The sequence below is a fragment of the Alcanivorax sp. S6407 genome, assembly GCF_023016115.1.
In the GTDB taxonomy this organism is placed as follows: domain Bacteria; phylum Pseudomonadota; class Gammaproteobacteria; order Pseudomonadales; family Alcanivoracaceae; genus Alcanivorax.
The window spans coordinates 418255-442053 of record NZ_JALKBH010000004.1 but is presented as its reverse complement, the minus strand read 5'-3'; the positions used below and the strand labels follow the sequence as shown (position 1 = coordinate 442053).

13 protein-coding genes are annotated in these 23799 nt (G+C 58.3%); 5 read left to right on the top strand and 8 right to left on the bottom strand.

Annotated elements, in window-relative coordinates; genetic code table 11:
• Positions 1–272: 272 nt before the first annotated feature.
• Positions 273–1700 (bottom strand): OprO/OprP family phosphate-selective porin, encoded by a 1428-nt coding sequence (locus MWU49_RS11700; protein ID WP_246972421.1) that lies wholly within the window; start codon positions 1698–1700, stop codon positions 273–275.
• 23 nt (positions 1701–1723) lie between these two features.
• A complete protein-coding gene (locus MWU49_RS11695; protein ID WP_246972418.1) occupies positions 1724–2881 on the bottom strand; it encodes an amidohydrolase family protein in 1158 nt (385 codons plus the stop codon).
• Positions 2882–3202: 321 nt separating this feature from the next.
• Here MWU49_RS11695 and MWU49_RS11690 point away from each other — a divergent pair, with 321 nt between their 5' ends.
• Complete coding sequence (locus MWU49_RS11690; RefSeq protein ID WP_246972415.1) at positions 3203–4612, top strand: aldehyde dehydrogenase; 1410 nt, start codon at positions 3203–3205, stop codon at positions 4610–4612.
• 386 nt (positions 4613–4998) lie between these two features.
• Here the strand turns inward: MWU49_RS11690 and MWU49_RS11685 are convergent, their stop codons facing one another.
• The 6 genes from MWU49_RS11685 to MWU49_RS11660 all read right to left on the bottom strand — a co-directional run bounded on the left by MWU49_RS11685 (position 4999) and on the right by MWU49_RS11660 (position 16178).
• Positions 4999–7317: a tetratricopeptide repeat protein gene (locus MWU49_RS11685; protein ID WP_246972413.1), complete on the bottom strand. Its 2319-nt coding sequence runs from the start codon at positions 7315–7317 to the stop codon at positions 4999–5001.
• Positions 7318–7508: 191 nt separating this feature from the next.
• On the bottom strand, positions 7509–9050 hold the full coding sequence (locus MWU49_RS11680) for an arylsulfatase (RefSeq protein WP_246972410.1): 1542 nt from the start codon (positions 9048–9050) through the stop codon (positions 7509–7511).
• Between the two features lie 88 nt (positions 9051–9138).
• On the bottom strand, positions 9139–10740 hold the full coding sequence (locus MWU49_RS11675; protein ID WP_246972408.1) for an arylsulfatase: 1602 nt from the start codon (positions 10738–10740) through the stop codon (positions 9139–9141).
• 72 nt (positions 10741–10812) lie between these two features.
• Entirely contained in the window at positions 10813–13956 is a 3144-nt protein-coding gene (locus tag MWU49_RS11670; RefSeq protein WP_246972406.1) for a multidrug efflux RND transporter permease subunit, read from the bottom strand.
• Positions 13953–15128, bottom strand: coding sequence for an efflux RND transporter periplasmic adaptor subunit (locus MWU49_RS11665; protein ID WP_246972404.1), 1176 nt, complete (start codon positions 15126–15128; stop codon positions 13953–13955). The genes MWU49_RS11670 and MWU49_RS11665 overlap by 4 nt, the downstream gene beginning before the upstream one ends.
• Positions 15129–15365: 237 nt before the next feature.
• On the bottom strand, positions 15366–16178 hold the full coding sequence (locus MWU49_RS11660) for a DUF2059 domain-containing protein (protein WP_246972402.1): 813 nt from the start codon (positions 16176–16178) through the stop codon (positions 15366–15368).
• A 616-nt stretch (positions 16179–16794) separates the two neighbouring features.
• On the opposite strand from MWU49_RS11660, the gene MWU49_RS11655 reads away from it, so the two are divergent.
• From MWU49_RS11655 to MWU49_RS11640, 4 genes are all read left to right on the top strand, one after another.
• The gene (locus MWU49_RS11655; RefSeq protein ID WP_246972400.1) at positions 16795–18480 is read left to right on the top strand and encodes a DUF1302 family protein; all 1686 of its coding nucleotides are present in this window, start codon (positions 16795–16797) and stop codon (positions 18478–18480) included.
• 22 nt (positions 18481–18502) lie between these two features.
• The gene (locus MWU49_RS11650; RefSeq protein ID WP_246972398.1) at positions 18503–19864 is read left to right on the top strand and encodes a DUF1329 domain-containing protein; all 1362 of its coding nucleotides are present in this window, start codon (positions 18503–18505) and stop codon (positions 19862–19864) included.
• A gap of 429 nt (positions 19865–20293) precedes the next feature.
• Positions 20294–21385 (top strand): YCF48-related protein, encoded by a 1092-nt coding sequence (locus MWU49_RS11645; RefSeq protein WP_246972396.1) that lies wholly within the window; start codon positions 20294–20296, stop codon positions 21383–21385.
• A 6-nt stretch (positions 21386–21391) separates the two neighbouring features.
• The gene (locus tag MWU49_RS11640) at positions 21392–23770 is read left to right on the top strand and encodes an MMPL family transporter (RefSeq protein WP_246972394.1); all 2379 of its coding nucleotides are present in this window, start codon (positions 21392–21394) and stop codon (positions 23768–23770) included.
• The last annotated feature ends 29 nt before the right edge of the window (positions 23771–23799 follow it).

The following is a 23799-nucleotide window of genomic DNA, read 5'->3' as shown; positions in this document are numbered from 1 at the left end:
AGGAAGAAAACAGTTTCGAGTTGCGAGAAGCGAGTTTCGAAAGGCAAAAACCACTGCGTGGAATGGGTTTGGTTTTTGATCTTCGAAACTCGGGACTCAAAACTCGCTTCTGGAATCCTTGCCTCGCTTGGGCTCGGATCGCGAGCAGGCTCGCTCCCACAGCAGCCACTAGTTAGTGTTTGCCGACGCAAAAAGGCCCGCCCGGTAACCCGGGCGGGCCTTTTTGCGTCAGGCGTCAGGCGTGATTCGCATGAAGCGTGCAGCGTCTCTTATCAAAACGCCAACACCATGTCAGTGGTAAATGCCCAGCCGTTTCCGCCCAGCTGGAAGGGCACGCTGCTGTAGCCCACCGGTGAATCCTTCAGATACAGCCCTTGCACATTGAAGCGGAATTCCTTGCGTTTGAACGGGAACCAGTTGAAGCCCACGCTGAGGTCATGAGGCGTACCGTACTCGCCCTGGATTTCTGAATAGGCGACGTAGGGCTGTAGCACTTTCGGGATCGCCATCATGGAAGCCTGTATCTGGTAGCCCTTGTCATCGAGTTCGTCGACGGGCAACGGGCCCGTGGCATCAAATTTATCCACCCAGCGATGGTAGTACTCGGCTTCCAGGAACCAACCACGGTATTTCAGGCCGGCGTTGGCGGCGGCCATCTGGTAAGTGGCCTGGTTGATGGCGCTGCCGTTGCCAAACGGGTCTGCCTGAAAGATCAGGGTGCCGTCGGAAAGACGGATCTGTGAATTTTCGAATGAATTGGTGCCCGGCTGGGACTGGGCATCCTCGCGGCTGTGGGTAAAGTGCACACCAATGCGGGTGGCCAGCTGTTCATGAAACTCGTAATCCCCCAGCCCTTCACCAGGGCCATATTCACCGGTGGTCGGCATCCACCACAGGGACCCGGATGCGGTGTTAAGCCCGTCATCCAGCTGATTGCCACTCACGCCCAGCTGGCTCAGGTTGTTGCCCAGCATGGCGCGGTACATCAATCCTTCGGCAATCCGCCCTTCTGCCCAGATACCGGTGGTGTAAGAGCCACGGAAGAATTCATCGGCAATGGTGCGATGGTCGTTCTTCAGCCAGTTGGGGAAAGTGTAGTTGGTGGAGCGGGTGGACGGCATGGAGCCGATGCCGGCGTAAAGCTTGAAAGCCGGATTGAAGTGATAGCTCAGATTACCCGCCACTACCACCTGGGCCGGGTCGCCCTGGCTGGTGTTGGACGTCCAGGTGTAGAACAGGTAGTTCAGCTTGGGGTCGAAGATCCAGCCCTTGAAGCTGATGTTGACCTTCTGGAACTGGAAATCGTTGCGCGGATCAATCTCGCGGGTATTGCCAAAGCTGTCGGTATAGCTGCGATCAAAATCTTTCTGATTCAGGTAGCGGGTGTAACTGAATACACCAAAGTTCACTTCACCCATATCCGAGTTGAACAGGTTGAAACCCTTGCCGGGACGATAGCCCAGGCTGGTGCCGGGGTTGTCTGCAGGCGTTTGCGGTGGGGCGGAACTTTCACCATAGAGCTGCGTCTCCAGTTGCTGAATACGCTGGTCGAATTGCTGGCTTTGTTGTTCCAGATTCTGTCGCAGGGTTTTCAGTTCCTGCAGTTGTTGTTCCACTGTCTTTGAGTCAGTTTCCGCCGCAGCGGTGGATGCAAGCGTGGCGACGCAAAGCGCGGCCGAAAGAGCGGCAAGTTTTCGCATTCCCGAATCCTTTCTGTTTTGTTTCAGCTATCGGTTTCTGCAGGGCAGACATTGGGGGCGTGATAATCCAGGTTCATCAGCTGGAAGTAGTTGGCGCCCAGTGCAATGTTATGAAAAGCCTCATCATCCAATGCCTTGAGAACCCGGCTGGTGACATCCAGCTCGGTAGCATATTGATCATCCGGTTTGTAGGCGGCAGCCACGAAGTCGGTGCCGGGAAGAATGCGAGTGGAATACTCGTTGAGGAACGGCACATAGATATCGCCCCATTGATGGTACTCGTTGTAGAGGACGTCCCAGGAGATATCCAGCATCAGATGCGGGTAGCTATCCAGCAACTCTTTCATGATTGCTGTGTGCTGTTTCGGGTTCATGTGGCTGAGTTCCTTCGACAGCCCCATGTGAGCCCAGACGATCTTGTTGTCCGGGTACGTTTCCAGCACATGCTTCATCAATGGCAGGAACTCGACAGGGTTGGCATCGTTACCGAGATCGGAATGCAGGGTAACCGGAATGCCGCGTTCCTTGAGCACGGCCATGAAGGGTGCCCATTGATCGATACTTTCCAGGGTGGCGGGTTCATGATTGTTCTTCAGCAGCGCCTGCTTCATCACATTGAGTTCGCCGCTCCAGCTGAACATCCCGGGGTATTCACGATCATAGAGCTCGATCAGCTCGACGATATTGTCCGGATGGGCCAGGTCCATGAAGGTCATGGAGAGAGTGATGTGCAGGTTGTCGCTGGGATAGGCAACGGTTTCCATGCCGTTGACGAAGTCGTTCTTGATGCTGGGCATGGCGGTGACGCCGGGGCAGTCCAGGTAATAGCTGCAGCCGGAATCCATCTCCAGAATCTGGCCAATGCCGAAGTAGTTCACGAAGCGAACACCCTGGGATTCCAGCATGGCATGCAGTTTTTCGGGTGGAATGGCGGCGCCGCCAAAGGGGCGTGGATGGAAGTGGGCATCCACCAGCGGCGTAAAGGGCTCGGCATCGCGGTCATAGCACGCCTGCTGGTCACTGGGTTGGGACAGTGAAGCCAGGGAACGAGAGTTGTCGTTGCTGCGGGCATTGCTGTCACCGCCGAGGCTGGCGCAACCGGCGATCAGGGCGCTCAGGGAGAGGGCCAGCAGAGGCGTGCGCAGCTCATGGATAACGCGGCGGAGAGAGAGAATATCCATATTCATCATGTCCTTGGAGCGTGTCACGGTGAACCGGGAGGCTGTGCCGGTCGTTGTCAGTTCGATACTAAGTGAATTGGAGTCAGTGGGCCACGAGGAGGCAGCCGAGTCCGGGGAAAAGGTCAGGGCTGAAGGCCGAAGAATCCGTTTGCGCCAGAAATATACAGTAATCGGTTAGCTGTTTCTTTTGCTCTGGCTACCGCCCGTCAGCTTGGTGTTTTTGGTCAGTTGGAAGAAACAAATCTCATGGTGCCGTTTCGACACCCATGAAACACTCTGTTTCCAATCGCAGTGGTTGCAGGCACATCAAGGAGGCAAATCATGGGTGCGGTACTCGACGACAACAAAATCAATCAGTCTCAGGACTGGGCTGCCGAGGCGGTAGCCAAGCAGCGCCGTTATTTCGAATCCGGTGCCACCCGGAGCTTTGAATTCCGTATCCAGCAGCTAAACAAGCTCAAGGACGCCCTGGTGAAGTACCAGACCGAAATTCAGGAAGCCCTGAAAGCCGATATCGGTCGTCCGGAATTCGAGGCTTACATCGAGATCAGCACTGCCTACGAAGATCTGAAGCACACCATCAAGCACCTGAAGAGCTGGATGAAGCCCAAGCGTGTGGGCACCACCCTGTGGGCGCAGCCGGGACGCAGCCGTATCGAGTCTGTTCCCCAGGGCGTGACCTTCCTGATGGGTCCGTACAACTATCCTTTCCTGCTGCTGGTTCAGCCCCTGATCGGTGCCATTGCTGCCGGTAATACGGCAGTACTCAAGCCTTCTTCTCTCAACCCCACCGTGGCCGACGTGGTGGAGAAGATGATGAAGGAATGCTTCAGCGACGAATACGTGACCACCTTCAAGGGCAGCACCGAGGTGACTAATGTGCTGCTGGAGCAGCGCTTCGATCACATCTTCTTTACCGGTAGCCCGCGCGTTGGTCGTATCGTGATGGCGGCTGCCGCCAAGCATCTGACCAAGGTGACCCTGGAGCTGGGCGGCAAGAGCCCGACCATCATCCACAAGGATGCCAACCTGAAGATCGCTGCCCGTCGTACCCTGGCTGGCAAGATGATGAACGTGGGCCAGACCTGTGTGGCGCCGGATCACTTGCATGTCCATGCAGACATCAAGGACGCCTTCGAGAAGGAGCTGGTGGCTACCCTGAAGGAGTGGTACGGCGAGAACCCGGTACAGAGCCCGGATCTGGGGCGCATGATCAATGATCGCCATTTTGATCGTGTCGCCGGTCTGATCGACAAGACCAAGGTGCTGGTGGGTGGCGAGACCGATGCCAGCCAGCGCTTCATTGCACCGACCCTGCTGAAAGACGTGAGCATGGACGATGCGGTCATGCAGGAAGAGATCTTTGGCCCGGTGCTGCCCATCGTGACCTACTCCACCATGGAAGAGCTAATCGGCAACATCAAGAAACTGCCGGAACATCCTCTGGCGCTGTACCTGTTCACCGAGAGCAAGGATGTGGAGCAGTTTGTACTGGCCAATACCCAGTTCGGTGGCGGCTGCATCAACAACACCGTGATGCACGTGGCCAACCCGAACCTGCCGTTTGGTGGTGTGGGTGAGAGTGGCATGGGTGCCTACCACGGCAAGAACTCTTTCGATGCCTTCTCGCACCAGCGCGGCATCCTCAAGGCCACCACCCTGTTCGATATCAAGATGCGCTATGCGCCGTATCTGGACAAGGTGAACATGATCAAGAAGATGATCAAGTAAGGCGCCGTCCAGGCATAAAAAAAACCCGGCAAACCGCCGGGTTTTTTTATGCCTGAACGGCAGCAGCACGCTTCACGCAACAGGTTGAAAAAACAACAAGCGGAAAGGGCGGAGCGGGTGGGACTGCCGTGATCCGCGAAGCCGCTGTAGGAGCGCCGCTTGAGGCGCGAACCGTGCGAAGCACGGAATCGGCAGCAGGGCGATCAGATGCTTCAGGTTATGGGGGGCTTCAAAAAGGTGTGTACGGGCTGACAGAATCTCCCCTCGCCAGGGCTCGGGTTCGCGCCTCAAGCGGCGCTCCTACAGCGACTTCGTAGTGGGGGAGTCAGCTTGCTGGTCCTCGCTGGGTAAAGCACCATCCTGAAAACTCATAGCTCATAGCTGGTTCATCTTTCCCACTGCGCCAGCAGCTGTTCAATTTCAGGCGTAGGTCGTGCCTGCTTCAACCACACCACCGCCTTGTCCCGCTGCCCCACACTGTCCAGTGCCACCGCATACACATACTGGTAACGGCCATTTTGCGGCAGGGTTTCAGCCGCCTTGTGCAGGTAGGGGAGGGCGCGCTGATATTGCTGCTGGCGGACTTTCAACAAGCCCATGGCAAACAACAGGTCCGGTTGCGCTGGTTGCAACGTGAGGCCCTGCTTAAGCAATTGTTCGCCCGCCTCATCGTTGCCGCGGCTGCGGTATAGGTCTGCCATGTTGACGTAGGCCGCCGTCCAGTGGGGATCCAGTTGCAGGGCTTGTTGATACGCCTGCTCCGCCCTGTCCGGGTAGCCCTGTGCCAGCATGAAGTTGCCCAGTTTCACCTGTGCACCGGGGGTGTCGGCATTGTGGGTCTGGGCCTGCTCGAATTCGTTGAAGGCCTTCATCAGCGGGCGTTGCTGCGCCGCTGGCACTTCATTCACAGGCACATCAGCCAGTGCCTCGGCAGCCGTGATGCGAACCACCCGCTGCGGATCGCTCAGCAAGGGGCTGAGCAGGGGCCAGCGTTGGTTGAGTGGCAAAGGCTGCAGTGAGGTGATGGCGGCCTGACGAATCTGTGCACTGTCATTGTTCAGTGCTCGCGCCAGTGCCTGCACGGCTTCGCCAGAGAGTTGTGGTGCCAGCAGGCGTGCGGCGGTGGCGCGGGCAATATCCGGTTGGCCGGGGTTGCCGAGCACCCCGGTGAGATCACCTACAGGCACTTCACCCTGACGGGCGGCGTGCAGAATTTCCGCAAACTGTTGGTGCCCTTGTGGCAGGTGACCGAACCATTGCTGCAGTTTTTCTGTGGCCCAACTGGCTGACTGATCTGTATGGCACTGGTTGCAGGAATTGGGGGTGCCCAGTGTCTCGCTCAGATCCGGGCGGGGAATGCGGAAGCTGTGATCGCGGCGGGCATCAACCTGCATGAAGGTCTTTGCCGGCATATGGCAGTCCACACACTGGCTGCCGCCACCGTTCTGCTCATGGAAATGATGCTCGGGCGTGTCATACACGGGCTCATGACATTGCAGGCAAAGGTTATTGCCCTCTGCTTTCAGTTCCAGGCTGTGCGGGTTGTGGCAGTCGCTGCAGGTGACGCCCTTGTCGTACATCAGGCTCTGCATAAAGGAACCATAGACAAACACCTCGTCGTCTACCTGGCCATCCGCATGATAGAGGCCTTCATCCAGGGTGGCGGGCAGGAAACTGTCCATCAGCGGTTGCCCGGTGCGGTCATCCTCGAAGGGTTGCGAGCGCCGCGAGTGGCAGGCGGCGCAGGTCTGGATTTCGGTTTCGGTGGTGAGCGGGTGGCTGCGTACCGGTTTGTTGTCGGCATCGCGCTGCCATGTCACGCCGTCTCGTTCATGGAAACGATGGGTGAGTCCAAGGTTGTCGCCGAAATGGTATTGCGCCTGTTGTTGCGGATCACTCCACAACAGATGATTGGAGCCGGGGCCATGGCAGGCTTCACAGGTGACGTCGATATCCGACCAGGTGGTGGCGTAGCTGTCGTCCACCGGGTTGTAGTTTTTTTCCAGTTGGGTGGAGTGACACTCGGCACACATGAAGTTCCAGTTCTGCGAGCGTTGGGTCCAGTGCAGGCGATGCTCATGATCTACACCCTGATCAGGGTACATCTGAAACCAGCGCTGGCCTCCTTCACTGGCGGGGCGGCTGTCCCAGGCAATGCCCAGTACCTGCAGCCGGCCGCCAGGAAATTCCACCAGATATTGTTGCAGGGGAATGGCACCAAAGGTGTAACGCAGGGTATAGGTTTGCAACGAGCCGTCAGGACCATCGGTGCGTACTTTGAAATCATCGCCATCACGGAAAAACTGACTGCGCACGCCGTCAGCAGTGAAAGAGATATCGGAAAAATCGCCCAGCACGGTGTCGCTGTTTACCGGTTGCATGGCCAGATCATGATGCGAACCCTGCCAGTCTGCCACTTCGTTCTGGTGACACTGGCCGCAATGGGCGGCGCCGGTAAAGCTGGCTTGCGGAGGATGGGGTTTGTCCGACTGAATCGTTGCAAGCGTATTCGGCGCGGTGGTGTTATCGAAAACGAAAAAATCCCGAGGCAGTACCGACACCAGGATGGCGCCTGCCAGCGCCAGCAGTGCCACCAGCAGCAGGCCCTTCTGTAGGGGCGACACCTTCATGCCGTTATCTGTTGGCTCTGGATTGGGTGAGCTGTTGGTTTGCTTCTTGTGGCGCTGCGCCTTGCGCTTGGACATGAATGAACCTGGTAATGAACGACGAATCAGAGAAGCAGTATTACAGACCCATGCGGTAAAGGGGAATCACATGCAGAGCATGCTGGCGCGTTCTGTGGGAGCGGTGGTTCCACCGCGAAAGGCGCCTCGACTTCGCGCCAGTAGTGCCTGGCGCGAAGGTTTGCGTGTTGCCTGTTGCGGCCGCAGAGCGGCTAGCGGCTATGCGACTGCTCGCTGATCATTTTGGAAATGTCCGTGACCTGCACCGACATGCTTTCCTGGGTCGGCGGGAACTCCTTGAAAGACTGCACGAACTGACCAATCTGGGCGGCGGCTGGACCAAGAATCCAGCTGCGGTTCTCGGCCCATTCATCGTAGCCACGGGAATGGATAAAGCGCTCGAAGGGGTCCTGCTTTAGATTGATAATGAAGGGTGAAGTCAGCGGAACCTGCTGGCCCCGGAACCATTCTTCCTGATCGATGAACAGCAGCTTCCAGTCGCCATAGCGCAAACCATGGAAGGTGGTCTCGGTGAAGTAGTAGAACTCCTTGCGCTTGGTCTTGCCCTGGTTCAGCAGCATGTCGCTCTGGTCGTAGCCATCCAGATGGACCTTGTACTTCTTGCCGGCGACCTTCTTGCCCTTGAGTAGTTCATCTTTCAGATCCGGTTCACCGACCCAGGACATGAACGTCGGCAGCCAGTCTTCCATGGTCATGAATTCCCCGGTGGAAACGCCGGCAGGAATATGGTCTTTCCATTTCACCAGCATCGGCACGCGGAAGCCGCCTTCCCAGCCGCCCACGCCTTTTTCGCCGTGGAACGGCTGGTTGCCGCCATCCGGCCAGGAGTTGGTCGCGGCACCGTTGTCGGTGGAGAACATGATGATGGTGTTGTCGGCCACGCCCAGCTCCTCCAGCTGATCCAGCAGGGCGCCCACATCATCGTCCATTTCCATCATGCCGTCGGCGTAAATGCCATAACCGCTTTTGCCGTCATAGTCCTTGTTGAGGTTGGTGCGGTAGTGCATGCGGGTGGTGTTGTGCCACACGAAGAACGGCTTGTCCGCTTCCACGGCGTCCTTGATGAAGCGCTGGCTCTGTTCCAGTACTTCCTGGTCCAGGTTGCGCTGACGTTCACGACCAAAGGGGCCGAGATCTTCAATCTTCTGGCTGCCATCTTCCTGAGCCCAGGAGTGGGTTACGCCGCGCAGCTGCATGTTGTATTTTTCGGGGTTCTTGGGGTAATCAACCTGTTCTGCGTATTCGCCGGCATTGAGGTGATAGAGAATGCCGAAGAATTCATCGAAGCCGTGGGCCGTTGGCAGGTGCTCGTCACGATCGCCGAGATGGTTCTTGCCGAACTGGCCAGTGGCATAGCCCTTTTCCTTGAGCAGTTCTGCCAGCGTCACGTCCTTGGCCTGCAGCCCTTGCTTGGCGCCGGGCAGGCCAACCGTGCTCAGGCCTGTGCGCATGGGATACTGGCCAGTGAGGAAGGCGGCACGTCCAGCGGTACAGGAGGCCTGGGCGTAGTGATCCATGAAGATCATGCCGTCGTTGGCGATACGATCGATGTTGGGGGTGGTGCCGCCCATCATGCCTCGATGGTAAGCGCTGATATTCCACATGCCCACGTCATCGCCCCAGATCACCAGGATGTTGGGACGTTTTTCTTCGCTGGCGCTGGTTTCTGCACAGGCCGTATTGGCAAGTGACAGCAGAAAGATGAAGGGAATAAGAAGTGTGCGGTAGTGCATGTCAGGGCTCCTTGCCCGCGCGCAGGCGGCTCCGTTTCAGGAAACGAAAAACGGGCAGAACCGCGTTCTGCCCGTTGTGGCGTAAAGATTACTGCTTGGACTTGTTGATGAACTCTTCAACCACGTTGGACATGTCGAAGCTCTTGCCGCCTTGCACCGGTGGGTACTTGGCCAGGGTCTGCAGGTGCTGTCCCATCAATTCACCCATGGGTTGCATCAACCAGGATACTTTCTGCATCAGGTGGCCATAGGAATCCGAGTTGTCATAACTCTCGAAGGGGTCCATGCGCAGGTTGAACACCAGCGGTGCGGTCCTGCCTACCAGGTTGGCGTAATAGTCTTCCTTGGTGGAGAAGTGGAATTTCCACGGGCCCATGCGCACCGCGGTGAGCTTGGACTCGTAGTAATAGAACAAATGGTTGCGCGCAGACTGTTCGGCTTCTCCTTCCCAGTAGGGCAGGTTGTTCACACCATCGATGTACTGCTTCTTCTCTTTCATCACCTTGTCGGCCACATTGTCCACGCCGGCGGCGGCGGCCAGGCTGGTGAACATGTCCATGTGGCTCTGGATGCCGTTAAGGGTTTGCCCTGCCTGGATCTGCTCAGGCCACTTGAGCATGGAAATGACGCGGACACCGCCTTCATAGGTGGTCATCTTCTCACCGCGGAACGGGGTGGTGGCACCATGGGGCCAGGAGGAGTGTTCCGGACCGTTATCGGTGGAGTACCAGATGATGGTGTTTTCATCCAGACCGTTCTCTTTCAGCCATTCCAGCACCAGGCCGATGTCATGGTCGTGTTGCATCATGCCGGAGCCGTGATAGTCCGCTTCGGATGAATATTTTTCGGCGGCGTAGCGCCACTTGTCATCAAGACGGGTGTAAAGATGCATGCGGGTGGTGTTCAGCCAGACGAAGAACGGTTTGTCGTTGTCCTTGGCCTGCTTCATGAAGTCTTCCGCCTTGGGAATCACTTCAGCAGCATCAAAGTCCTTCATCCGTTCCTGGGTGAGGGGGCCGGTGTCTTCACACTTCTGTTTGCCCATCATGCCAAAGCGCGGATCCTTGCTGCCATCTTTCTTGTCGGTGGCGTAGCAATGCAATACGCCACGGGTGCCGAACTTCTTCTCGTAACTTTCCAGGTCGCCGGAGTAGGCCTTGGCGAAGTTCTGGTAGTCGCGTTGCTCGGCTTCCTCCTGGGTATTGAGGTGGTACAGATTGCCGAAGAATTCGTCGAAGCCATGCACGGTGGGCAGATGCTCGTTGCGATCACCCAGATGGTTCTTGCCGAACTGGCCAGTGGCGTAGCCTGCGTCTTTCAGTACGGCTGCCAGGGAAGGAGATTTGGCCTGCAGGCCCAGGGCATCGCCGGGCTGGCCCACGGTGGTCATGCCGGAGCGGATCGGATATTGGCCGGTAATGAAGGCCGCACGCCCTGCAGTGCAGGAAGGCTGCGCGTAGTGATCGGTGAAGCGAATGCCTTCATTGCCGATGCTGTCGATGTTGGGCGTGGTGTAACCCATGGTGCCCATGCCGTAGGCGCTGACATTCTGCCAACCGATGTCGTCGCCCCAGATCACCAGGATGTTGGGTTGTTTGGTCTGGGTTTCAGCGCCGGATTCTTCGGCGCAGGCGGTGCTGGCTAGTGCCATCAGCATCAATGCCGGTAGCAGCAAGATCCTTTTAGCCATGGGGACTCTCCTTGTTAAGTGGGCAGCCAATTTAGTTGAGGTCCGCCAGTGTGTCAGGTTATTGAATAGTGTTCACTTCATAAGTTTCTGTTTCAGGCTTTCCCGGGTGCCCTGCACGATGGCATAGAAGGCGGGGATCATCGGGGTGCCTATCAGCAGTGCTGCCAGCATGCCCCACATCACCGTATGACCGAGTGAAAGCTGGCTGAACATGCCGGCACCGCTGGCAAAGGCCAGCGGCAGGATGCCCAGCACAAAGGACAGGGCTGTCATGCACACGGCGCGGAAGCGTAGCCGGCCGGCTTCGGCGGCGGCTTCGAGGATGCTCAGCCCTTCCTGCTCGCGCCGTTCCCGGGCAAATTCCACGATCAGGATGGCGTTCTTGGCGGCCAGGCCAATCAATAGCACAAGCCCCACCTGGGCAAACAGATCCAGTGCTCCCAGCTGGGGTATGCCTATCTGCCCCACCATCAGCAGGCCACCGATGGCGCCGGCCACGGCAATGGGCACCACCAGGATGATTGCCGCCGGAATCGACCAGCTTTCATACTGGGCCACCAGGAACAGATAGATGAACACCATGGCCAGGGCAAAGGCGATACCAATCTGGCTGCCCGCCTTGCGTTCCTGATAGCTCTGCCCGGTCCATTCCACCTGATAGCCAGCCGGCAATACTTCGGCCGCGATCCGTTCCAGCTCGTTCATGGCATCGCCACTGGAGACGCCGCCAGCGGGTTGGGCGCGCAGGATGGCCGAGCGGTAGAGGTTATAGCGGTTACTGATGTCCGCACCCAGCACCGGCTCACTGGTGAGCAGGGTGGAAAGCGGTACCATGTCGCCGTTGTTGCTGCGTGCGTAGAGCCGTTCCAGATCCTTCAGGTCCGAGCGATATTCCGGGTCAGCCTGCATCATCACCCGGAAGGTGCGCCCGAACAGGGAGAAGTCATTGATATAGCTGGAACCCAGGTGACTTTGCAGTGCCGAGAAGATATTGGTCAGCGGCACTTGCAGGGTCTTGGCCTTGTTGCGGTCGATATCGATCCGGTACATGGGCACGTTGGCGCGGAAGCTGGTGTAGGCGCTACCGATCAGCGCGGACTGGTTAGCGGCGGCGGTGAGGATTTGCATGGCGCCGGCCAGATCCGCATGGCTGCGGCCCAGGGTGTCTTCCAGTACCAGTTCCAGGCCACCCACTGCGCCCATGCCAGGTACTGAGGGCGGCGGGAAAGACTGGATCTGGGCTTCCGGTATGGCCTGGTAGGCCTGCTGGGTGACGCGGGCCGACACGGCCAGGGAAATGTCCTGGAAGTCCGGGCGTTCATCCCAGTGCTTGAGTACCACAAAGCCGGTACCGCCGTTACTCTGCACGCCACCGGTAAGCATGGAGAAGCCGGCGATCATGGTGGCGGACTCCACGGCGGGGTCGTTGCTGAGCAGGTTCTGAACCTGCTCGACCACCGCCTCGGTGCGGTTGATGGAGGCGGCATCCGGGAGCTGCACATTCACCAGCAGCAGGCCCTTGTCCTCGGCCGGCACAAAGCCGGTGGGTACGGCCCGGGCAGCGAAGAACAACCCGGCCATGATCAGCCCGTAGAGCACCAGGGTCAGGCCCCGCCGGCCCAGCAGGGCGCCGACCACACGGGAGTAACCCAGGGTGACCTTGGCAAAGCCATTATTAAAGGCGCGGTACCAGGCGGCTTCCCCCTTGTCTCGCCGTAACACCAGGCTGGCCACCGCCGGGCTCAGGCTCAGGGCACAGATGGAGGAAATCACCACCGCCACACAGATGGTCACCGAGAACTGGTTGTACATGATGCCGGTGATCCCCGGCATCAGTGCCACCGGCACGAATACCGCCAGCAAGACCAGGGTGGTGGCGATGATCGGGCCGGTGACTTCTTCCATGGTGCGGGTCACCGCATCGCGGGTGCTGATGTTCGGGTCTTCATGCAAATGCCGGTCGGTGTTTTCCACCACCAGGATGGCATCGTCCACCACGATACCGATGGCCAGAATCAGGCCGAACAGGGTGATGGTGTTGATGGACATGTCAGCCACCAGCATCACCGCCAGGGTGCCGATCAGGGAGACCGGAATCACCACCGTGGGTACCAGGGTCGGACGCCAGTCGCCGAGGAAAATAAAGGTAATCAGGATCACCAGCCCCACTGCCATCAGCAGCGAGGTGGTCACCTGGCGAATGGCCACTTCCACATAGCGGGTGGTGTCATAGCCGATGGCGTAGTCGAGGCCATCGGGGAAGGTCTTGCTCTGTTCCTTCAGTGCCAGCTTGAGGGCATCGCCGGTGGCCAGGGCATTGGCGCCGGGGGCCAGGTAGGCGGCCATCACCGTGGTGGGATGATTCTGGTAGTTGGCGGCAATGCTGTAGGAAAGCTGTCCCAGTTCGATTCGGCTCACATCGCCAAGTCGCACCATGGCACCGTTCTCGTCGGCACGCAGGATGATGTTCTCGAACTCTTTCGCGTCCTTGAGGCGGCCTTCCACCTGCAGGGCGTATTCCGTGCTCAGGGTGCCGTCAAACGGGGGCGCGCCAATCTTGCCCGCCGGTGCCTGCACGTTCTGTTCGCGCAGGGCGTTGGAAATATCTTCAGGAGTGATGCCAAGGGCGGTCATCTTGGGCGGATCCATCCACAGCCGCATGGAGTAATCCGCGGCACTGAACACGCTCACATCCGAGACCCCTTCCACCCGTTTCAGGGGGTTCTGCACGTTCAGCAGGCTGTAGTTGGCGATGAACAGCTCATCCAGTGAGCCATCCGGGGAATACAGGTTGATGGTGAAGAGAATGTCCGGGGAGCGCTTGTCGATGGTCAGGCCCTGGGCGCGCACTTCCGCGGGCAGCGAAGGTTCCGCCAGTTTTACCCGGTTCTGCACCCGTACCAGGGCCATGTCCGGGTCTTCGCCTACTTCGAAAGTGATCGACAGCGAATAGCTGCCATTATTGGAGGAGCTGGAGGACATGTATTCCATGCCTTCCACCCCGTTGACCACATCTTCGATGACCTGACCCACGGATTCTTCCATGATCGCCGCCGAGGCGCCGGGCCAGCTGGCGCTTACGGAAATCTGCGGTGGCGCCACTTCCGGGTATTCCGAGATGGGCAACAGCTTCATGGCCAGCAGGCCGGTGAAGGTAATCACCAGCCCCACTACCATGGCCAGCTTGGGTCGCTGAATAAAAACGCCACTGATCACTGTTCGGCGCTCCCGCTGTCTTCAGGGGTGGCGCTGTCCTGAGGTGCGGGCTGGCTGCCGGCATGGGGCGTGGTGGCGGGTTTGTAGTCCAGCGCCTTCACTTCACTGCCCGCGCGGACTTTCTGGATGCCGCGCAGAATCACCCGGTCGCCGACCTGAAGGCCCTCGCTGACCAGCACGTTTTCGCCGAACCGGTCGCCGGTCATCAGGTTGTTGCGCAGTACCCGGTTTTCCTTGTTCACGGTGAACACATAGGTGCCCTGCTGATCCACCTGCAGGGCGGCCTGGGGAATCATCAGACCTTGCAGGCTCTCCTTCAGGCGCACGTGGGCCTGAACAAACATCCCGGGGCGGAGCAGATCGCGGGGGTTGGGCATGGCAGCGCGTACTTCCAAGGTGCCGGTGTGACTGTCCACCCGGTTGGAGACATAAACGATATTGCCGGTATAGGGGTAATCGCTGCCGTTGGGCATCTCCAGCCCTACCTCGATTTCTGACGGCTTGGGCTGGTTCTCGCTCATGGCGGCGTCAGTGAGCAGCCTCTCGGGAATCTGGAAGACCGCCTGCATGTCATTGCCACCCACCAGGGTGGTCAGGGTGCCAAAGCCCGGGCTGACCACATCGCCCACCGAGGCGATGGAGCGGCCCACCCGGCCTGCCTGGGGGGCACTGATACGGGTGTAGGACAGATCTACCCGGGCACTTTCCAGCGCGGCACGGGCGGATTGCTCTGCCGCTTCCGCTTCCAGCTTGCGGGTCTTCAGGGTGTCGTATTCGGAATCCGAGATGTAGCCCTTGTCGATCAGCTTGCCGGCGCGGTCCAGATTGTTCCGGGCATCGGCCAGGGTGGCGCGGGCCCTTTCATGCTCAGCCTGGGCACGGGCCAGGGCAGCCTCATAGGGGGCCGGGTCGATATCAAACAGGGGTGCACCGGCTTCCACATTGTCGCCCTCGCGGAAATGTACCGCGGTGAGCTTGCCGGACACCTGGGCGGTGATGTTCACGTCGCTGCGCGAATCGATGCGCGCGGTAAAGGTGCGCTCGGGCTGGTAAGGCTGCTCGCTGGCGGTGACCACGAAGACTTCCGGAAGAGGAGCGGCAGGGGGCGGTGCATCATCGCAGGCCCCCAGAAACAGGATGGTCAGTGGCAGGCCCAGTTTGATCCAGCGCATGGCAGATTCTCTCCGTATCTTCATCGGTGTGGTTCACCGATTCCTTGTTATAGCGGGATGATTCGACACTCTAGCATGAAGCCTGTGACAGGGAACGGTGGTGAGGATGATGGCAAAGAAATTTGTAGTGGGGGATTGGTGTGAGTGGTGAAGCCGGGGAACGCGCGCTTACCGTGTTGGGTCAAGTGTGTGTACGGGATTGCGAGCTCCGCATGCACACACACTCCCTCAATGAGGCTATTGCGCAGGCGCCAATTCGGGTACCGACATGGCGTTATGGAGTTCAGTGGCCCAGGCATCTATCTCGGCGGACAGGGTGCGCGTCATGCCTTCATGAATGGCGTGATAAAAACGTTGGGCGGGTTCGCTGGCCAGGAACTGCTGGTAGCGCTGCAGGCTGTCGTTGTCCAGATTGCGGTAGGCATAAAGAAAGGCGAGTTCAACCCGCTGTTCGATTTGTTCGCGCAGCGCGGATGGATCGCTGGCCGGAGAGTGTGCCTCGGCATCATTGCCGGGAATCGCTTTGGCGACTGCCTGTGCAGAGTAAGAGTGCAGTGCCAGGGCGGTGTCTGTGGTACCGCTGAGTGCGTCGAGTTGCCGGATCGTGGCGACCCTGTCGCTGTCTGCCAGCAAGTTGCTGGCCTGTTGCTGCATCTGAAGCAGGCCTTCCTCGCTGGCGGCCTGTACTTCTTCCGCTGTGATGCGCTTGCCCAGAGCGGATTGATACCACTGGGAGATGGCGGACAGATCGGCTGCCGATAATGTCTCGGCGGTGTGCTGCTGGACACTGGCCTGGAGTCGCTTCACCAGGCTGTCGCTGTCTGCGCGAGTCAGGATTAAATCCAGATTGTCATCGGTGATTTCTCCGTGCTGGCGTATTTCTGCACGAATCATGTCTGGCCAGTGCGTTATTTGCTCGTTGAAACCGGACTGATCGAGAAGCGCTGCTGTCTCGCTTCCGGTGTCGGCCAACAGCAGGGATGGCGTGAGTAGCAGTATCAGGAAGGTGCGTACTGTCAGAGACAGCCGGGCAGACAGGGAATAAGGCATCGGTGCTCCGCGTGATCGCTTTTATTGTTTTGAGGGTTTGCACGGAACGCATTCTAGCAAGAAACCATCGGGTGTTGCTGATGGGCTGATTCGGGGCATCAGTTGAGAAAGGTCTTAAGCGAAACAGAAGCGAGACAACTGTCTCATTCCTAACTATTCGTCACATGTCAGTGATGGTACGGGTGTTCAGTGTTTCTTTTGTGTCTTCTTCTGGCGATGTCGACAAGATTGCAGACGTTGTGGGTGATTTCGCTGCATTTGGTTTGGAAGGAGAGGTCTAAAAAACAAGGGCGAATACTCTACGCAACATGGATAAGTAAGTATTTCGACTGGTTCACACTGCAGTGACCGCTCGGTCATGAAGGTTCTGCCAAAGAGGTCATTTTCGATCAATCGCTGTCTGGAGTTGGCCGCAAAGGCATCGCTAAATGCCTGTGATAGTAAGAAAAAAGTGTTGGTTTCAGAACGTGCTATCACCCTGCCCATGGTTGACCGGTTTGATCTGTCGAGGAGTCCGGATCCGGTCAATGCTTCAGCCGCTCAGGGAGGCGCAGCGTGCGGCAGATCAAGGTGGCAGTGTCGTTTTTTGCGAACAAGACCGGAAAGCGAGGACACAATGAAAATAAAACCTACAAACGCCAGTCTGGCGCCCCTCTATGGGTTGCCACTGGTCATCACCAGTGCGTTGCTGAGTCAGCCTGTCTCGGCAGTGGAGATCGGTTATAACCCGGACTGGATGATCCGCTGGGACAACACCCTCCGGCATATCGTCGGGGTGCGTACCCAGGGCGTGGATGATGATATTGCCTATGATCCGCGTTTTGATGAATCGGAGTACAAGTTCGGTGACAGTGGCGACATCGTTACCAACCGTTCCTCGTTGCTGTCCGAGTTTGATCTTTCCTACAAGGGCCACTTCGGCGCCCGGGTCAGTGGTTCGGTATGGAAGGACTTTGCCTACGATGACAAGGTGGAGGCTTCTCCGGAGCTGGCGGCACTGGGTTTCGGGACCAGCTATGACAACGACCGCTATTCCCATTACACCGAGCGTTTCTACGTGGAAGGGGCGGAACTGCTGGATGCCTTCGCCTTTGCCAACATCCCGCTGGGTGACCGCACCCTGTCCCTCAAGGTGGGGCAGCAGACCCAGTACTGGGGCATTTCCCTGTTCCAGGGCTTCCACAGTATTTCCTATTCGCAAAGCCCGTTGAATCTGGGCAAGTCCCTTGCCACGCCGGGATCGGATCTCAGTGAGCTGTTCCTGCCCCGCGAACAGGTCTACATGCAGATTCCGCTTACCCAGGATCTGACCCTGGCGGCCCAGTACTTCTATGGCTGGGACAGCAACCGCTTCCCGGAAGGCGGTACCTACCTGGGCTTTATCGATTTCATGTTCAATGGTCCGGACCAGTTTGAGCTGGCCCCCGGTTTTGCTGTGCGGCGCGGCAGAAACTTCGAGCCGGAGAACAACAACAATAACCACGGCGTCTCCCTGCGCTGGACGCCGGATTTCCTCGCCGGCACCGTGGGCGCCTACTATCGGCGCATGGATGAAACCCAGCCCTGGGCACCCATTATTACCCTCAACCCCCTCGCGCTACCTGCCCTGGTGCCGGTGTCCTACCACCAGGCCTACAACGAAGGGGTGGATCTGGCTGGCCTGAGTATCGACAAGCAGATCGGTGATCTGAGTGTGGGTGCGGAAGTGTCCTATCGTCACAACACCGCATTGAACTCAGCGGGTTTTGCGATTCCCGGCACCGACGGAAGCGAAGGCGCCATGGGTGACAGCTTCCATATGGTGATCAACGCCCTGGCCGGTCTTGAGCCGACCTTCCTGTACGACACCGGTAGTGCCGCGCTGGAAGTGGCCTGGGGCCGCCTGATGGATGTCACCGAGAACGAAGAGTTGTACCGCGGTGAAGGTTACGGCGGTTGCCCCGAGGGTGACGACAAGTGGGATGGCTGTTCCACCCGTGACGTGATCAATGTGTCCGGCAAGTTCGAACCGCAATGGCTGCAGGCGGCGCCGGGTCTGGATCTGTCCATGCCGATCAGTGCCACCTGGGGTGCCTATGGTACCGGTGCCACGCTCAGCGGCGGCTTCCAGGGCTCGGTGGTGTATTCCGCTGGTGTCTCCGCAACCTTGTACCGTAATTACTCTTTCACCCTTTCCTATGCCGGTTACGAGTATCGCCAGAAAGAGGCGGACGCCACTCCGGGTTACACCAGCAAGGGTAACGGTTACTACTTCCTGAATGACCGGGACTGGGTCTCCCTGGCCTTCGAAGCCTCGTTCTGAGCAGACACTTATCAGGAGAATAATGATGACAATGATGCAGAATTTTACCCGAAACAGTATTGCCGCCCTGGTATGTGGATCTCTGTCACTGGGTGCCGTATCCAGCCTGCAAGCGCAGGAACTGACCCCGTGGGGCGCCGTGAAAGGCGCCAACGCCGACGGCTCGATTCCCGCCTACCCGGACAAGGGGGTACCGATCCCGGAAGGCCACAAGGATGGCCGCGGTCAGTATCTTGATCCCTTTGCGGACGAGAAGCCCCTGTACTCGGTCACCGCCGAAAACATGGGCCAATACGCCGAGCATATCAGCGAAGGGGTGAAGGGGCTGCTCAAGCGCTTCCCCACCTATCGCATGGATATCTATCCGACCCACCGTACCCAGCGCTACAGCGACTGGGAGCTGGAGCAGGTGAAACTGAATACTACCCGGTCCAAGCTGGTAAATGATGGTGAAGGGGTAGAAAACAGCTATGGGCCGGTGCCGTTTCCGGAACCGAAAGATGGCTATGAGCTGATGTGGAATCACTTCAACCGTCCGGAAGCCACCACCATCCAGTTCCGTATGCCGTCCTATCTGGTGGATGCTTCTGGCCGTCGCACCCTGCTGGCGGATCTGGAACTGCAATCCAACAAGCTGACCCAGGACCAGACCCGCGACAGCCTGGATGGCGATTACAAGCAGAAAGTGCGCGCCAAGTATCTGGGCCCGCCAGCGCAATCCGGTCGTCAGGTGCTGTGGTACTACTCGCAGGATTATCAGAAAGCCGACCAGGTGTTCTACATCTACACCCCGGGTCAGCGTCGCGTGCGCATCGCCCCTGACTTCGGGTATGACACGCCGGCGTCCAGCTATGGTGGCGCCATCTTCTATGATGAAGTGTCGTTGTTCGAAGGTCGTCCTGACCGCTTCGATTTCAAGATCGCTGGCAAGAAGGAAGTGTTTGTTCCCTACAACAACAACCGCATGAACCAGGTTGGCCTGGATCCGGATGAACTGTTCGGCAAGGACCACGTCAATCCGGATTACTGGCGCTGGGAAAAGCATCGCGTCTGGGTACTGGAAGCCACCCTCAAGGAAGGGGCGCGCCATGTGTACAGCAAGCGTCGCTTCTACATCGATGAAGACACCTGGGCCATGCTGATGGTGGAAACCTATGATCACGCCGGTGAGCTGTATCGCGTGGGCATGATCAATCCGGTGTTCATGTATGACAAGCAGGCCAGCTGGACCAACTCTTTCGTCATGTATGACCTGGTGAAAAACAACTACGTGATGGCCAACTGGCTGGGCGGCAGCAAACGTAACTATCTGCGCCCCAGCGACAAACTGCTGAACCCGAACCAGTTTGTTCCGGACGCCCTGCGCGCCTCCGGCATTCGCTAGGGAGCCTCTGAACAGCTCCTTGCATGCTCAGTCTTTCAGGCTGGTTCGCCCCCTCGGCCAAGGTAAAGAGGGGCGCGCTTTTGAAGGTGTATGTCCATCCATCGAAAAAGCGCAACAACGAGTGCGGGCCAGCATGAAAGACCCGGCAGCACTCTAACGAGCATAAAGGCGCGGCCTGGAGCGCACATCTGCTGCGCCTTGCCTCTTGAAAAGGGAACCACCCTTCCCTTCGAGACAAGACACAACAGCTGCACGCTCCAGGTCACGCTGAGCCCGCAAGGAGTTACTCAGATGCTCCCTGGTAAAACAGGGCTGGCCGCAAGGCCGGCCCTTCATGTTCGACACAGGCACGGGCGGAAGGGAGCCTGCCCGTTGCCCTCCATTCCTTTCAGCCGGCATCAGCCGGCTGGTTTACCCGGGACAATAATAATGAAGCGATTACGCACCCTGGTTCATGGCGGTGCTGTACTGTTTGCCCTGACGGCAGGCACTGCTCCCGCAGCGGAATTCCAGGATCCGCTGGATACTCCGCCAATCACCTACAAGGAACCCTGGAAGAAACCCCTGTTGTCCGTGGATGCCAACGAATCCGTATTGGTAGCCGCAGGCCTGCGGGGCTTGGTCCTGCGTTCCGCAGACGCCGGCAAAAGCTGGCAACAGATCTCTATGCCGGTCAGCTCCGATCTGACCAGTGTCTTTATCCTCGATGAAAGTAATGCCTGGATTGTCGGCCACGATGGCCTGGTGTTGCACAGTGGCGATGGTGGCAACAGCTGGGATCGTCAACTGGACGGACGGTTGTCCGAGCAGCCCTTCAAGGATTTCTACCAGGAAGAAAACGGTTTTGAGCCTGAAGCCTCGGCGCGTTACCTGGATGAGATGGCGATGAATTTCCGCCAGGGCCCAAGCCTGCCATGGCTGGATGTGCATTTTGAGAATGCCGAGGAAGGTTTTGTGGTGGGTTCCTTCGGCATGATTGCGCATACCAGCGACGGTGGGAAAAGCTGGCAGCCCTGGTTGCATCGTATCGACAATCCCATGGCCATGAATCTCAATGCGCTGGCAAAGGTCGGCGATGATCTGCTCATTGCTGGCGAGCGGGGAACGCTGTTCCGCCTGGATCGTGAGCAACAACAATTCGAAAAAATTGAAACCGGTTACCGTGGCAGCTTTTTTGGTGTCACCGGGAATGCAGAACAGATTGTCGCCTATGGACTGCGCGGCAGTATCTGGAAAAGTCTCGACCAGGGCGAAAGCTGGGAAAAGGTGGAGGGAGGATTTCATGTGGGCATCACTGATGCCGTGATGACACCGGATATGCAGGTGTTCGCCAGTGCCAGCGGAAGACTGCGTGGCACCGCCGATGGCGGCGCTTCCTTTATGGACCTGCCGGCACCTCCGGTGCCTTACACCAGCCTGGTGCTGACCGGGAATGCCTTGGTCGCTGCCAGCCTTGCTGGTGTCTTGCCGATCCCGCTGCAGGTGCCTGCGCAGACTGCCCCCACCCAGATCGAGGAGTAACCGGATATGGCGACACCATCCCAGACTGATGGCATGCCGGTAGTCCGGCAGCTGGAAGATTTCGACAAGCAATCCGGCAATTTGCTGGAGCGGGTGATATTCAATAATCGCCTGCCGATTATCATTTTCTGCATTCTGCTCACTGCCTTTCTCGGCTTCAATGCCTTGAAGCTGCCGATCAATGCCAGCTTCGAAAGAATGATTCCCCACGGTCATCCCTACATCCAGAACTACCTGGAGATGAGTGATGAATTGCGCGGGTTGGGTGACTCGGTGCGGATTGCCGTGCACAGCAAGAACGGTGATATCTATGATCCCGAGTACCTGGAGCGGCTGCGTGAGATCAACGACCGCATCTTCCTGCTGGATGGCGTAGATCGTTCCTTCATGCGTTCGCTGTGGACGCCACTGGTGCGCTGGACGGAAATCAGTGAATACGGTTTCGTCGGCGGCCCGGTAATGCCGGATGACTATGACGGCTCAGCGGAGAGTCTCAAACAGTTGCGTTACAACGTGATGCGCTCCGGCATCGTCGGCTCGCTGGTGTCCGCGGATGAACGCTCGTCGCTGATTGTGGTGCCGCTGCTCAGCACCGATCCGCATACCGGCGAACCGATGGACTATGCCGCCTTTTCCCATGCCCTGGAAAAGGAAATCCGCAGTCTTGAAGACGACAGCGTCAGCATTCACATCATCGGCTTTGCCAAGCTGGTGGGTGACCTGATCGATGGGCTTGCCGAGGTGGCGCTGTTCTTCCTGATGGCAGCACTGATCACCGTGGCGATCATCTTTCTCTATACCCGTTGTGCCAAGAGCACACTGCTGGTGTTGCTGTGTTCCATGGTGGCGGTGAGCTGGCAGCTCGGCAGTATGCAGCTGTTGGGTTTTGTGGCCGATCCCTATTCCATTCTGGTGCCGTTCCTGGTGTTTGCCATCGGGGTGTCCCATGGCGTGCAGAAGATGAATGGCATCATGGAAGACATCGGCCGCGGCACCCATCGCTATGTGGCCGCCCGCTATACTTTCCGGCGTTTGTTTGCGGCAGGACTGACCGCGTTGCTGGCGGATGCAGTGGGCTTTGCGGTGTTGGCCATGATTGATATCCCGGTGATCCGCGACATGGTGATCACCCTGAGTATCGGCATCGTCATTCTGGTGTTCACCAACCTGGTGCTGTTGCCGGTGATGCTGTCTTACTCCGGGGTCAGCAAGCATGGTGCGGAGCGGGCGCTGGCCGGCAGTGCCAGCCGCCACCCGGTATTCCAGATGCTGGAGAAATTCACCGAGCGTAAGCCTGCGGCGCTGGCCATCGTATTCTTTGCCGGCCTGTTTGTGGTGGCGCTGTTAATTCGCAGCGACATCAAGATTGGCGATCTGGATGCCGGCGCGCCGGAGCTGAGAACGGAGTCCCGCTACAACAAGGACAACGCTTTCATTACCGAAAACTTCGGCCTCTCCAGTGATCTGTTTGTGATCATGATGCGCAGCAAGGATGGCGGCATGGGCAGCTACCAGACCCTGATGGAGCAGGATCGTCTGGAAGAAGCGCTGCGTGCCACGCCCGGCGTACAAACCACGGTGGCGGCGGCCAGCCTGATCCGGCGCATTACCCCGGGGTACTTCGAAGGCAATCTGAAGTGGGCCTCCATCAATCGTGATCCGGCAGTGATCAGCGATACCCTCAACCAGATCGGCGTGTCCAACCCGGAACTGGTCACCGAGGACCGCAGCAGCGGTGCGCTGATCGCCTTCCTCACCGATCACAAGGCGGACACCCTGTCCCGGGTGGTTGAGGTGACCGAGGAATTTGCGCAAACCCATAACCGCGACGAAGTGGAATTTTTGCTGGCGGCGGGCTCATCCGGTATCGATGCGGCGACTAATATCGTGGTGGAGAAAGCCAACTACTGGATGCTTTTCATGGTGTACATCGCCGTGGGGCTGCTCTGTCTGATCAACTTCCGAAGCTGGCGAGCGGTAGTCGTGGCGCTGGTGCCGTTGATCATCACTTCCATGCTCTGTGAGGCGTTGATGGTAGTGCTGGGGATCGGTATCAAGGTCGCCACCCTGCCGGTGATTGCCCTGGGTGTCGGCATTGGCGTGGACTACGCTTTGTACCTGCTCAGTATTCAGCTGGCCAATCAGCGCAATGGGGATTCCCTTGCCGTTGCCTACGGCAAGGCGTTGCGTTTCACCGGCAAGATTGTCGGGCTGATCGGTCTGACGCTGGCGGCGGGTGTCTGCACCTGGGTTTTCTCACCGATCAAGTTCCAGGCTGACATGGGCATCCTGCTCACCTTCATGTTCCTGTGGAACATGATTGGCGCCCTGATCCTGATTCCGGCGCTGTCGCGCTTCCTGCTGCACAAACCCGGGCAGCTCTAGCCCGTCCTCCTGTGTATGGGCGCCTGGCA